Origin of the sequence: Nocardioides bigeumensis, from assembly GCF_039531755.1 — a bacterium.
Lineage (GTDB): Bacteria > Actinomycetota > Actinomycetes > Propionibacteriales > Nocardioidaceae > Nocardioides > Nocardioides bigeumensis.
Genome location: NZ_BAAAQQ010000013.1, coordinates 851,350 through 863,950, shown reverse-complemented (window position 1 = coordinate 863,950; position 12,601 = coordinate 851,350). Strand labels below are relative to the sequence as shown.

The window sequence follows — 12,601 nt, the reverse complement described above, 5'->3', positions numbered from 1 at the left end:
CCGGCCGGGCCGGCTGGGTCAGGCGCATCGGGCGCCTCCAGCCTGTTGCGGGTGACCGTCGCGTCCGGATCGCGGCGGGTCGACCTCGTGCTCCCGGGCGCCGTCCCGGTGGCGGAGCTGGTGCCCGAGCTGGCCCGCAGCGTGGGGCTGCTGGACGGCGCGACGGTCTACGGCGGCTACCACCTCGTGACGGCGGACGGCCGGACGCTCGCGGGCGATGCCGGCCTGGTGATCCAGGGCGTCGAGGACGGCGGGCTGATCACCGTGACCGCGGGCGTCGACGACGAGGTCCCGCGGGTCTACGACGACGTGGTCGAGGCGATGACCGACGTGGTCGAGCGCGACCTCAAGCCCTGGCAGCCGGCGTCGGGGCGGCGTACCGCCCTCACCGCGGCCGCGCTGCTGCTCGCGCTCGGAGCGGTGGCGCTGCTGATCCAGGACAGCCCCCTCGCCGCGGTCGCGGCCGGCCTGGTCGCCGCCGGCCTGGTGACCGGGGCGATCGTCCTCTCCCGCGCGCAGCGCGAGACCGAGGCAGCGGTGGCGGTGGCCTGGATGGGCTGCGGCTACGCCGTGGTCGCGGGGCTGATGCTCGCGCCTTCGGGCGACCTCTTCGACCGGCCCGTGGTGTACGCCGCCGTGGGGGTCATCCTGGCGGGCCTGGTCTGCCTGATCGGGCTCGGTGACGGGCGCACGCTGATGATCCCGCCGGTCGTCGTGGGTGCGGTCTTCCTCGCGACGGGGTTGGTGCTCCGCGCGGCGGACGTCGGCTACGCCGAGGTGCTGACGGCGACCTTGGTGCTGGTCGTCATCGCCGGCAGCGTCTTCCCGTGGATGGCGCTGGGCGCCACCGGCACGAAGGTCGACCAGCTCTTCAGCGATGCCGACATCACCGCCGATCCCGACGAGATCGACGCCGTCCAGGTGGCGGCGGACGCGCGCACGGCCCACGAGATCCTCGTCGCGATCTCCGCGACGGTCGGCCTGCTGCTCGTGCTCATCGGCCCGATCGCGGTCTCGCTCGGCCTGGCGGGCACGCTGCTGTCCGTCGTGTGCTGCCTGGTCGTGATGCTGCGCACCCGGCAGTACCGCACCGGCGCCGAGGTCCTGGTCGGCCTCACCGCCGGGGTCCTGGGGCTGGCCGTCACGGCCGTCGCCGTGCTGTGGCTGCACCCCGACTGGCGTCCCACGACCGCGGTCGCGCTCGCCTCGACCGGCGCGGTGCTGCTCGCCCTGACCCTGCTGCCGGCGTCACCGTCGATCCGCCGCGGGCGGCTGGGTGACCTCGTCGAGTCGGTCTGCCTGCTCTCGTTGCTGCCTCTCGTCGTCGTCGCGACGGGCATCTTCGAGTACATCCGGGCGTAGGGCGGCAGATGGCCACCAAGCGCGACCTCGTCGAGGCGCACTCCTTCAGCCGCCGTCGGCTGGTCACGGCGTTCGTGTCGGGCGCGCCGGGCGGACGCGAGGTCGAGCCGGCCAGGCCGGCCCGGGTCATCGTCGGGGGCGCGGCCCTCGCCGTGCTGCTGATCGCCGGTGCCGCGATCGCCGGCATCTTCACCAAGAAGACGCCCGACGACTGGGCCCAGCCTGGACTGTTCGTCTCCAAGGAGACCGGCGCTCCCTATGTCATCACCGACGAGGGTCCGCCCGTGGTCGTCCGTCCCGTCATCAACAACACCTCGGCCAAGCTGATCCTCGGCAGCGAGGTGGAGCCGACGATCATCGCCCAGTCGGCCATCGAGGAGGAGATCGTCGGCAGCGACATCGGCATCCTCGGGGCGCCCGCGAGCCCACCCGGCGCCGGGCGGCTGATCGGGTCAGGCTGGACCGTGTGCACCGGACCGACCACGGGGCTTCGGCTCGATGTCTCCGAGGAGCCCGCGGTGCGCGCGGCCGCCGGCGCCGGGTCGGTCGTCCGCGAGGGCGGCCGCTTCTACCTCCTCGCCCAGGCCAGACCCTCGGGCAGCGAGACGCCGAGCGCCTACCGCTACCTCCTGCCGCGTCAAGCCGGCGCCCGCGACAACATGCTCACGGCGCTCGGTCTCCAGGCCGGCGCGTACGCCACCGAAGTCAGCGAGACCTACCTCGGTCTCTTCCCGACCGGCGGCGATCTCGCGATCGGCACGCTCGGCCTGGGTGACGTGGGTCGGCCGGCTTCGTACGCCACCGCGTCGTCCGGCCTGCCCGGCGATGCGCGGGTCGGTGACGTCGTGACGCACGACGGCGGCGCGCTGCTGCTCGGACCCGACCACCCCGTCGACCTCGACGAGTTCGCGCTGGCGGTGTACACCAACCTGCCCGAGGAGCCGCGGGTGGTCGCGGTCGACGGGTCGGTCAACGTCGAGCGCGGGCCTGCGACGTACGCCGACGCGCACTGGCCCGGCGGCCTCCTCGAACCGGTGCTGGGGGAGCAGTGCGCCCAGCTCGACGCGCGGCCCGGCGAGGCGCCCCGGGTGCACGTGGCCGCCGACCCCACGGGCAACGCCTCGGCAGCCGACGTCGCCGCGGACACCACGTCCATCCGCGTCGACGCGGGCCGCGGCGCCTACGTGCTCTCCGGAGACTGGGACGAGCCGGACGACCCGGACGACCCGGACGATGTGACCGACGGGTCGCCGTTCCTCATGGACGCCAAGGGGCTGGCCTACCGCCTCGTCGGGGTCGCCGCCGACCAGCTCGGGTATGCCGGCGTCGCGCCACCCGTCGTCCCCGACACGTGGGTGCAGCTCTTCCGGCCCGGTGTGGCGCTGAGCCAGGACGCCGCGTTGTGCCCGCCGACGCGGGACGACGGGGCCACGTCGTGCGAGTAGCGCTCGCCGCCGTCTGCTTGGGCGCGGTGTGCGTGGGAGCCGCGCCGGCGTCCGCGACGCCCAAGGCTCTGGCCGATGTCGACTGCTCCCAGATCGGGGTCGACGACGGGCCCGTCGACTCGACGTCGCCGAGCACGCCGTTCGACCTGATCGACATGCCGGAAGCGTGGGCCCGGCTCGCTCGGCGGGGGGAGACCCCCGGGGCCGGGGTGCGGGTCGCGGTCGTCGACTCCGGGGTCGCCGCGGGCGCGCAGGTCCCGGTCGTCGAGCGGGTCTCCTTCAGCCTCGGCGGGGTCGAGGCGGAGCTCGGTGACTACCACGGGACCGCCGTCGCTGGACTCGTCGCGGGACCCCGCCGCACGGCCGCCCCCGAGCCGCTGCCGGTGGGCTTCGCGCCCGGGGCCGAGGTCGTCGACGTCCGGGTCTACGACAGCGCCGAGCCCGGCGAGGGTCAGGTCGGCGTCGAGACGCCGCGGGTCGCGGCCGGCCTGCGCTGGGTGGCCGACAACGCCGAGCGTCTCGACATCGGCGTGGTCACGGTCGCCCTGGTGGTCGGGCCGAGCCGCCAGCTGGAGGAGGCGATCAGGGCCGTGCTGGACGCCGACGTCGTGGTCGTGGCGGGCAGCGGCAACCGGCCGGTGGAGGGTCAGCCCCTCTTCGACGAGCTCGGCGAGCTGCGCACGGGCGAGGACGCCGCGGGGCTGGTCTTCCCTGCGGGGTACGACGGTGTGCTGGCCGTGAGCGCCACCGCTGGCGGCGCGCCGGGGGCGGAGGCGGACCCCCGGTCGTCGATCCTCCAGAGCAGCGCGATCGACGTGGCCGCGCCGACGTACGGCGCCGTGACCGCCGGCGTCAACGGCGGCACCTGCGTGCTGCCGTCCATAGCGACGTCCTGGGCCGCCGCCGAGGTCGCGGGGGTCGTCGCGGTGCTGCGGGCGGCGTACCCACGCCAGTCCGCCCGCCAGGTCGTCTCCCGCCTCGTGCAGACCGCCGACGGCGCGCCGCTGGTGCCCGACAACCTCACGGGCGCCGGGGTCGTGCAACCCGACGAGGCGCTGAGCCGGCCGCTCCAGCCGGCGGCGTCCGGAGAGGTGGCCACCAACGCCGAGGAGCCGGACCGCAACCCCCGCGCGCAGGCCCCGGTCCCGCCCGAGGACCGGCTCGCCGAGACCCGCCGCAACGCCGTCTGGTTGGGCCTGATCGGCGGAGCGGCTCTGGCGATCGCGGCGCTGCTGCGGCCGCTGCTGGCGCGCCGCCGCAGCGGCCTGTGAGGATGCCGGTCGTGCCCGAACGAGCCCTGAGCCTCCACACCGCGGCCGAGCGCCCCGACCTCTGGGAGCGCGGCATCGAGTCGGCCGACGTGTGGCCGGAGTACAACCTGCACGGCGACGTGCTCAACGAGCTGTGGCCGCGCCTGGACCAGGAGATCCCGCAGCTGCAGTTCGTGCTCTACGACGACGACGCCGACGAGGTCGTGGCTGAGGGCCACACCGGCGCGTTCTACTGGGACGGCGAGGACGCGACGCTCCCTCCGAGCTTCGACGAGGCGCTGCGCCTCGTCTTCGAGCCCTTCCGGGGCACACCTCCTCCCAACACCCTGTGCGCGCTCGCGGCGGAGACGCCTCGCGGCGGCCGGCTGCGCGGCCTGGCCGCCGAGATCCTCGGCGCGATGCGCACGCTCGCCGGGCGCGAGGGCCTGACCCACCTGGTCGCGCCGGTGCGCCCGTCGATGAAGGACCGCTACCCGATCACCCCCATCGAGCAGTACGTCGCCTGGCGGCGCGACGACGGCCAGCTGCTCGATCCGTGGATGAGGGTGCACGAGCGGCTCGGCGCGCGGGTCTCGACCCCGCTCCCGGACTCGCTGCGGATCACCGGCACGGTCGCCGAGTGGGAGTCGTGGACCGGCCTGGCCTTCCCCGCCTCGGGCACCTACGTCTTCCCCGAGGGACTGGCGCCGTTGAGCGTCGACCGCGAGGCTGATCTGGCGTCGTACTGGGAGCCCAACGTGTGGATGATCCACCCGCCGGTGGTCGAGCAGCTCGCGAACCGGTGATGGAGGAGGCGCGCACCACATACGAAAGAGCCCCGGCGGGCAGGAACGCGAGGCGTTCTGCCGACCAGGGCTCAGTCGTGTCCTTGAGCGACGCCCTCGGCCTCTCGGAGGTAAGGAACCTCGCGAGTTCGAGCAGATCGCTCCTGGCGGAGGATAGGGGATTCGAACCCCTGAGGGCTGTTAACCCAACCCGCTTTCCAAGCGAGCGCCATAGGCCACTAGGCGAATCCTCCGCGCAGGAGGCTACCTGGGGGGGTCGGGGGCCGGGAAATCGGTGGACCGCCGACCGGCTTTGGGGCCCCGCCGACGCCTCGCCTAGACTGCGGCCAACCCCCCGCGTGGCGACATCCCGCTGAATCCCCCAGGGCCGGAAGGCAGCAAGGGCAGGCGAGCTCTGTCGGGTACGCGGGGGGCCCTTTCGTCTCTGCGTGGCCCACACGTCGCGTCGTGCTGTTGGCGGCCTGTCGGGTGTCGGGGCCGCTGGTTAGGGTGCAGACGTGGAGTCACCCCTCGCGCTGTACCGCCGCTACCGGCCCGAGACGTTCGCCGAGGTGATCGGTCAGGAGCACGTCACCGAGCCGCTCCGCGCCGCGCTCGCCAACAACCGGGTGAACCACGCCTACCTCTTCTCCGGCCCGCGCGGCTGCGGCAAGACGACCTCGGCGCGGATCCTGGCCCGGGCCCTCAACTGCGAACTGGCGCCGGTGGCCGACCCGTGCGGCGAGTGCGACAGCTGCCGCGACATGGCGCGCGGCGGTCCCGGCTCGATCGACGTGATCGAGATCGACGCGGCCTCGCACGGAGGCGTCGACGACGCGCGCGACCTGCGGGAGAAGGCGTTCTTCGCGCCGGTGCGCAGCCGCTACAAGGTCTACATCATCGACGAGGCCCACATGGTCTCCTCGCAAGGCTTCAACGCGCTGCTCAAGCTCGTCGAGGAGCCGCCGCCACACCTGCGGTTCATCTTCGCCACCACCGAGCCGGAGAAGGTGCTGCCGACGATCCGGTCGCGCACCCACCACTACCCGTTCCGGCTGATCCCGCCGCGCCTGCTGTCGGCCTATCTCTCCGACCTCTGCGAGAAGGAAGGCGTCCCGATCGAGCCGGCCGCGCTGCCGCTCGTCGTCCGGGCGGGCGCGGGCTCGGCCCGGGACACCCTCTCGGTGCTCGACCAGCTGATGGGCGGCGCCGGGAGCGAGGGCGTGACCCATCAGCTCGCGACCGGCCTGCTGGGCTACACGCCTGACAACCTGCTCGACGAGGTCGTCGACGCGTTCGCGGCGGGGGACGGCGCGACGGTGTTCGGGGTGGTCGACAAGGTCATCGAGACCGGTCAGGACCCGCGCCGCTTCGCCGAGGACCTCCTGCGCCGGCTGCGCGACCTGGTGATCGTCGCGGCCGTGCCGGACGCCCCCGCGACCGGGCTGATCGACGTCTCGGAGGACCAGGGCGAGCGGCTGGTCGCGCAGGCCGCGCGCTTCGGCGGGGTCGAGCTCAGCCGGGCCGCCGACCTCGTGGCCAGCGGGCTGACCGAGATGCGCGGGGCCACCGCGCCCCGGCTGCTGCTCGAGCTCGTCTGCGCCCGCGTGCTGCTGCCCGGCGCCGACCACTCCACCGACGGGTTGCTCGCGCGGCTCGACCGCCTCGAGCGCCGGGTGGCCATCGCCGGCGCCCCGGCGACGGTCAACCCGAGCGTCGCCGCGCCGCCGCCGGCCGCGGTCGAGCCACCGCCGACGACCTCCACCGCGCCACCACCGGTCCGAGAGGAGCCACCCGCGGCGCAGCAGCAGCCCGTTGTCGTGCCGACCCCCGCTCCCGAAGCCCCGGCGCCCACGGGCCCACCGCCCACCACCTCCGTGGCCAGCGCTCCCGCGACCACAGGTCCCGCGGCAGGGCTGGCTCTGGTCGACGTACGCCGGCTGTGGCCGGACATCGTCGAGGCGACCAAGCTCCGGCGTCGCGTCGCCTGGATCCACCTGACCCAGAACGCCCAGGTGCTCTCCGTCGAGGGCAACGTGCTCACGCTCGGCTTCAACACCGTCGGTGCGCGCGACTCCTTCCTCAGCGGCGGCTGCGACGAGATCCTGCGCCAGGCGGCGATCGAGGTGGTCGGGGCCGACTGGAAGATCGACACCCTGGTCGACCCCGCCGCGCAGGCGCCCACGTCGCCTCCGCCCGAGGCCGTCACCCCTGCGCCGCCGGCCACCCAGCCGGCCACCCAGCCGGCCACCCAGCCCGCCACCCAGCCCGCGCCGGCCGCTGCCCCGGACCCGGGGTCCGCGGAGCCCGTGGCCGCGTCCCCGGCAGCCCCGGACGGGCCGCCCGACTGGGCCCGCGACGAGCCCGCCCGGCAGACCGACCCCGTCGCCGTCGCCGCGGCCCGGGAGGCGATCCAGCAGACTCGCCCGACCGGGTCCGCACCCGACGGCGCGCCCGAGGCCCGGTCGCCCGTGGCAGACGATGATGTGTCCCACCCCGACGACCCCGACCTCGACACCGACGGCCTCGACACCACCGAGCTCCTCAAGCGCGAGCTCGGGGCCGAGATCATCGACGAGATCCCCCATTCCTGACCCGCCCCAGCCACCACCTCCGACAAGGACCACACCATGAGCCAGAACCCGTTCGAGTCCCTCGGCGCAGGCGGCTTCGACATGAACGCCCTGCTCCAGCAGGCCCAACAGCTCCAGGAGCAGCTGGCCAGCGCCCAGGACCGCCTCGCCGACACCACGGTCGAGGGCGAGGTCGGCGGCGGCACGGTGAAGGTGACGCTCACCGGCACCGGCGAGCTCAAGGCGATCACCATCAAGCAGGGTGTGGTCGACGGCAGCGACGACGAGTCGCTCGAGGAGCTGGGCGACCTGATCGTCGCGGCCTACCGCGACGCGAAGGCCAAGGCCGACGACCTCGTGGGCGAGCAGATGAACCCCTTCGGCGCGACCGGGCTGATGGGCCCGGGCGTCGGCGGCGAGGGTGCCGGGCCGGTCGGGTTCGGCCTTCCTCCGGGGCCTTCCGGGCCGTCGGGACAGTAAGAACCCGTGTACGAAGGCATCGTCCAGGACCTCATCGACGAGCTCGGCCGGCTGCCGGGCGTAGGCCCCAAGGGTGCGCAGCGCATCGCGTTCCACCTGCTGCAGGCCGATCCCGTCGACGTACGCCGGCTCGCCGACGTCCTCGTCGAGGTGAAGGCGAGGGTGAAGTTCTGCTCGGTCTGCTTCAACGTCTCCGAGGCCGACCTCTGCCGGATCTGCGCCGACCCCCGGCGCGACCAGACCGTGCTGTGCGTGGTCGAGGAGTACAAGGACGTCGTGGCCATCGAACGGACGCGCGAGTTCCGGGGGCGCTACCACGTGCTGGGCGGCGCGATCTCGCCGATCGAGGGCATCGGCCCCGAGCAGCTGCACATCCGCGAGCTGATGACCCGGCTCGCCGACTCCCAGCTCACCGAGGTGATCCTCGCGACCGACCCCAACCTGGAGGGCGAGGCGACCGCGACCTACCTCACCCGTATGCTCAAACCCCTGGAGATCCGGGTGACCAGGCTCGCCAGTGGACTTCCGGTCGGAGGCGACCTGGAGTACGCCGACGAGGTCACCCTGGGCCGCGCGTTCGCTGGAAGGAGGTCGGCCGAATGACCGACGACATGCAGGTTCCCGAGCGTGCGCTCGGCGACCCTGCCATCGACGCGGAGACCGCGGAGTTCGCCCAGCAGATCGCCGACCAGGTCGAGAGCTTCCTGCTCGCCCTGCGGGCGATCGCCCGCGAGACCGACGGCGGCCGGGCCATCTCGTTGCTGCTCCTCGAGATCAGCCAGGTGCTGCTCGCCGGAGCGCGGCTGGGGGCGCTCCAGGACTTCACGCCCCACCAGGAGTACCAGCCCGACGTCGGCCCCGACGCCGACCTCGACGCGATGCGGCTGCGCCTGGCCGACCTGCTCGGCAACATCGACACCTACGGCTTCGTCTTCGACCCCTACGTGCCCGAGGTGGTCGAGAGCCAGCTCTCCGACGACCTCACGAGCATCGCCAGCGACCTCGAGAACGGCCTGCGGCACTACCGTCTGGGCAACGTCGACGAGGCCCTGTGGTGGTGGCAGTTCTCCTACGTCTCCTCCTGGGGCAACCTTGCCGGCGCCGCCCTCAACGCCCTGCTCTCGGTGGTCGCGCACGACCGCCTCGACGTCGACGTCGACCTCGACTCCGACCAGGTCGCCGTGGCCGAGGAGATGCTGGCCGAGGACAGCCCGGCCCGCTGAGCTCCAGGACGGAGTTCGACCACCGGTCGGTGCGCGGGGGGCGACGCCGTCTCCGGGTAGACTCGAGGTTCGTCGTGGCGCAGCGTGGCGCCTTCGCCGCTGAGCCGTATGAGGACGGATCGTGAGCTCGAAGACCACTGTCGTGCAGAAGTACGGCGGCTCGTCCGTCGCCGACGCGGCCGGCATCAAGAGGGTGGCGCAACGCATCGTGGCCACCCGCAAGGCCGGACACGACGTCGTCGTGGTCGTCTCGGCGATGGGCGACACGACCGACGAGCTGCGCGACCTGGCGCAGCAGGTGACGCCGCTGCCGCCTCCGCGTGAGCTCGACATGTTGCTCACCGCGGGCGAGCGCATCTCCATGGCGCTGCTGGCGATGGCGATCGCCCAGCTGGGCCACAAGGCGCGCTCGTTCACCGGCTCGCAGGCGGGTGTGATCACCGACTCGGCGCACGGCAAGGCCAAGATCATCGACATCACGCCCGGCCGCATCGAGCAGGCCCTGGCCGACGGCTCGATCGCGATCGTGGCGGGCTTCCAGGGCGTCTCGCAGGACACCAAGGACATCACCACCCTCGGCCGCGGCGCCTCCGACACCACCGCCGTCGCGCTGGCAGCGGCGCTGGGCGCGGAGGTCTGCGAGATCTACAGCGACGTCGACGGCGTCTTCACCGCCGATCCCCGGATCGTGCCGACCGCCCGCAAGCTCGACCGCGTCTCCTACGAGGAGATGCTCGAGATGGCGGCCAGCGGCGCCAAGATCCTGCACCTGCGGTGCGTGGAGTACGCCCGCCGCTACCAGATGCCCGTGCACGTCAGGTCCTCCTTCTCCCAGAAGGAAGGCACCTGGATCGTGCCCGACCCCGCAGAGGACGAGACCATGGAACAGGCCATCATCGCCGGCGTCGCCCACGACCGGAGCGAAGCCAAGATCACGGTGGTCGGCGTCCCCGACAAGGTGGGCGAGGCGGCCCGGATCTTCGAGGCGCTGGCCTCGGTCGAGGTCAACATCGACATGGTCGTGCAGAACGTCTCCGCCGCCGCCACCGGACTCACCGACATCTCCTTCACGCTGCCGCGCGACGACGGCCAGACCGCGATGGGCGCGCTGGCGCGGATCCGCGACGAGGTGGGCTACGAGAAGCTGCTGTACGACGACCAGGTGGGCAAGGTCTCGCTCATCGGGGCCGGCATGCGCTCGCACCCCGGCATCACGGCGAGGTTCTTCGCGGCCCTGGCTTCGGCCGGCGTCAACATCGAGATGATCTCCACCTCCGAGATCCGCATCTCCGTGATCGTCGACGAGTCGCTCGTCGATGCCGCGGTCCAGGCGACGCACACCGCCTTCGACCTCGACTCGACCGAGGTCGAGGCCGTCGTGTACGGCGGGACCGGCCGATGAGCCGCCACGCTTCCGGCGGAGTGCGTCTCGGTGTGGTCGGTGCCACCGGCCAGGTCGGCGTCGCGATGCGGCAGATCCTGGCCGAGCGCGACTTCCCGCTCTCCGAGATCCGCTTCTTCGCCTCGGCCCGGTCGGCCGGCACGACCTTGCCCTGGAAGGACGCCGAGGTCGTCGTGGAGGACGCCGCCACCGCTGATCCGAGCGGCCTCGACATCGCGATCTTCTCGGCGGGCGCGACCACCTCGCGGGCGCTGGCGCCGGTCTTCGCCGCGGCCGGGGCGACAGTCGTCGACAACTCCTCGGCCTGGCGCCGCGACCCCGACGTCCCCTTGGTCGTCTCCGAGGTCAACCCCGGCGAGATCGCCAACGCCGTCAAGGGCATCATCGCCAACCCCAACTGCACGACCATGGCCGCGATGCCGGTCCTCAAGGCGCTGCACGACGAGGCCGAGCTGGTCCGGCTCATCGCGTCGACGTACCAAGCCGTCTCCGGGTCCGGCGTCGCCGGTGTCGAGGAGCTCGCCTCGCAGGTGGCGGCCGCGGGCGACAAGGCGCCCGAGCTGGCGTACGACGGCGAGGCGGTGACCTTCCCCGACCCGGTGAAGTACGCCCGCACCATCGCCTACAACGTGCTCCCGATGGCCGGCTCGATCGTCGACGACGGACTCGGCGAGACCGACGAGGAGCAGAAGCTGCGCTTCGAGTCGCGCAAGATCCTCGGCCTCCCCGACCTGCCGGTCTCGGGCATCTGCGTGCGCGTGCCGGTCTTCACCGGTCACTCGCTGGCGATCAACGCCGAGTTCGCGCGTCCGCTGTCGGTGGCCCGCGCCACCGAGCTGCTCGCTTCCGCGCCGGGCGTCGAGCTCAGCGACGTCCCGAACCCGCTGCAGGCGGCCGGCAACGACCCGTCGTACGTCGGCCGGATCCGCCAGGACGAGGGCGTCCCCGGCGGTCGCGGCCTGGCCCTCTTCGTCAGCAACGACAACCTCCGCAAGGGCGCCGCGCTCAACGCCGTCCAGATCGCCGAGCTGGTCGCCGCTCGTCTGTGAGGCGCGGGGTTCTGTGGGTAACGCGCCCTGACTTACGCTTCTGGCCCCATATATCGGGGCAGAAGCGCATGTGTCGGCGCGTTACCCGTCGGATGCCGAGGTCACGGCCTGGGCGACGACGTACGCCACCAGGACGGTGAGGGCGGCGAGGACCGCACCGCTGACCTCGAACAGCGCGTCGACCCAGAGCAGCAGGGTCACCACGGTGGCGAGACCCACGGCGAGGGTGCTGGTGCTGCCGGGGTGGGGTACGCCGAGCACCCGCAACAGGCCCGCGCCGACCCCCGCCAGCAACACCACGATCACGACCAGCACCAGCAGGCCCGGGCCACCGCCGCACGACGACGTGCCGGACATCGCCTCGCACGCCGACTGACCCGCTCGGACGAGCCCGACCGCGGCCGCGCCGACCAAGAGTCCGGTCAGCGCCGCTCCGAGGGAAGCCGGGAGCTCGAGTCGCCGCGACAACGGGGCCGAGGACGTCGGGTCCGAGGGCGCCGGGTCCGAGGACGTTGGGTCCGAGGGCGCCGGGTCCGAGGGCGCCAAGTCCGAGGGCGCCGGGTCCGACGGCGCCGGGCGGGAGCGTCTCCTCAGCCGTAGTGAGGGCAGCTCCAGCGAGGGCTCGTCCTTCTCGGCCATCTGCCGAGTCTGCCAGGTCCGTGCCGGTCAACCCTGGGGTTGGAACTTGTTGTCGAGGAAGTTGTAGATCTGGAAGGGGTTGCCCTCGTCGTCGGTCACGACGTAGATGGGCTTCGCACACGCCCAGCCATCGGCGTTCCCACTCTCGTCGACGAGGTTGTCCACCCCGTAGGGCTCGGCGGTGACGTCCCAGAGGACGAAATCGCTGGCGCCGCCGGGGCAGGAAGTGCCCGACGGGGTGGCTTGCGCAGCGGCGGGAAGCGAGGCGAGCACCGCTGCAACGGCCGCGGCGCCGATGGCGAACCTGGACATGTCTTCTCCTAGAGCCGGTGAGTCCTGAACGGACATCACGGTTCCAGCGCCGCCGCCCGGCGGATATTCGCCGATCGGCGA

At 72.8% G+C, this 12,601-nt stretch carries 12 protein-coding genes, 1 tRNA gene and 1 other RNA gene; 11 read left to right on the top strand and 3 right to left on the bottom strand.

The annotated features are described in order from the left end of the window. The first annotated feature begins 51 nt into the window (after window positions 1–51). Genes ABD295_RS18380 through ABD295_RS18365 form a run of 4 tightly spaced genes read left to right on the top strand, consistent with a single transcriptional unit; the run spans window position 52 to window position 4,863 of the window. Window positions 52–1,362, top strand: a complete 1,311-nt coding sequence (locus ABD295_RS18380; RefSeq protein WP_344305263.1) for an EsaB/YukD family protein — start codon at window positions 52–54, stop codon at window positions 1,360–1,362. A gap of 8 nt (window positions 1,363–1,370) precedes the next feature. Further along, window positions 1,371–2,807 carry a type VII secretion protein EccB gene (locus ABD295_RS18375; protein WP_344305262.1) on the top strand — a complete coding sequence of 479 codons (1,437 nt, stop codon included), beginning with the start codon at window positions 1,371–1,373 and terminating at the stop codon, window positions 2,805–2,807. Continuing rightward, on the top strand, window positions 2,798–4,078 hold the full coding sequence (locus ABD295_RS18370) for a S8 family serine peptidase (protein WP_344305261.1): 1,281 nt from the start codon (window positions 2,798–2,800) through the stop codon (window positions 4,076–4,078). The genes ABD295_RS18375 and ABD295_RS18370 overlap by 10 nt, the downstream gene beginning before the upstream one ends. A gap of 11 nt (window positions 4,079–4,089) precedes the next feature. After that, window positions 4,090–4,863: a hypothetical protein gene (locus ABD295_RS18365; RefSeq protein WP_344305260.1), complete on the top strand. Its 774-nt coding sequence runs from the start codon at window positions 4,090–4,092 to the stop codon at window positions 4,861–4,863. A 144-nt stretch (window positions 4,864–5,007) separates the two neighbouring features. Here ABD295_RS18365 and ABD295_RS18360 read toward each other — a convergent pair. Continuing rightward, a tRNA-Ser gene (locus tag ABD295_RS18360) sits at window positions 5,008–5,096 on the bottom strand. 94 nt (window positions 5,097–5,190) lie between these two features. On the opposite strand from ABD295_RS18360, the gene ffs reads away from it, so the two are divergent. The 7 genes from ffs (at window position 5,191) to ABD295_RS18325 (ending at window position 11,569) form a co-directional block, all read left to right on the top strand. After that, window positions 5,191–5,282: signal recognition particle sRNA small type (gene ffs, locus ABD295_RS18355), an RNA gene on the top strand. 78 nt (window positions 5,283–5,360) lie between these two features. Continuing rightward, window positions 5,361–7,436, top strand: a complete 2,076-nt coding sequence (locus tag ABD295_RS18350; protein ID WP_344305259.1) for a DNA polymerase III subunit gamma and tau — start codon at window positions 5,361–5,363, stop codon at window positions 7,434–7,436. Window positions 7,437–7,472: 36 nt separating this feature from the next. Beyond that, window positions 7,473–7,895: a YbaB/EbfC family nucleoid-associated protein gene (locus ABD295_RS18345; RefSeq protein WP_344305258.1), complete on the top strand. Its 423-nt coding sequence runs from the start codon at window positions 7,473–7,475 to the stop codon at window positions 7,893–7,895. 6 nt (window positions 7,896–7,901) lie between these two features. Next, window positions 7,902–8,498: a recombination mediator RecR gene (gene recR / locus ABD295_RS18340; RefSeq protein WP_344305257.1), complete on the top strand. Its 597-nt coding sequence runs from the start codon at window positions 7,902–7,904 to the stop codon at window positions 8,496–8,498. Next, complete coding sequence (locus ABD295_RS18335; RefSeq protein ID WP_344305256.1) at window positions 8,495–9,118, top strand: DUF5063 domain-containing protein; 624 nt, start codon at window positions 8,495–8,497, stop codon at window positions 9,116–9,118. The genes recR and ABD295_RS18335 overlap by 4 nt, the downstream gene beginning before the upstream one ends. Window positions 9,119–9,239: 121 nt before the next feature. Then, the gene (locus ABD295_RS18330) at window positions 9,240–10,520 is read left to right on the top strand and encodes an aspartate kinase (protein WP_344305255.1); all 1,281 of its coding nucleotides are present in this window, start codon (window positions 9,240–9,242) and stop codon (window positions 10,518–10,520) included. Beyond that, the gene (locus ABD295_RS18325; RefSeq protein ID WP_344305254.1) at window positions 10,517–11,569 is read left to right on the top strand and encodes an aspartate-semialdehyde dehydrogenase; all 1,053 of its coding nucleotides are present in this window, start codon (window positions 10,517–10,519) and stop codon (window positions 11,567–11,569) included. Before ABD295_RS18330 ends, ABD295_RS18325 begins: the two co-directional genes overlap by 4 nt. Before the next feature lie 81 nt (window positions 11,570–11,650). Here the strand turns inward: ABD295_RS18325 and ABD295_RS18320 are convergent, their stop codons facing one another. Then, a complete protein-coding gene (locus ABD295_RS18320) occupies window positions 11,651–12,208 on the bottom strand; it encodes a hypothetical protein (RefSeq protein ID WP_344305253.1) in 558 nt (185 codons plus the stop codon). 27 nt (window positions 12,209–12,235) lie between these two features. After that, entirely contained in the window at window positions 12,236–12,520 is a 285-nt protein-coding gene (locus ABD295_RS18315) for a hypothetical protein (protein ID WP_344305252.1), read from the bottom strand. Window positions 12,521–12,601: the final 81 nt, after the last annotated feature.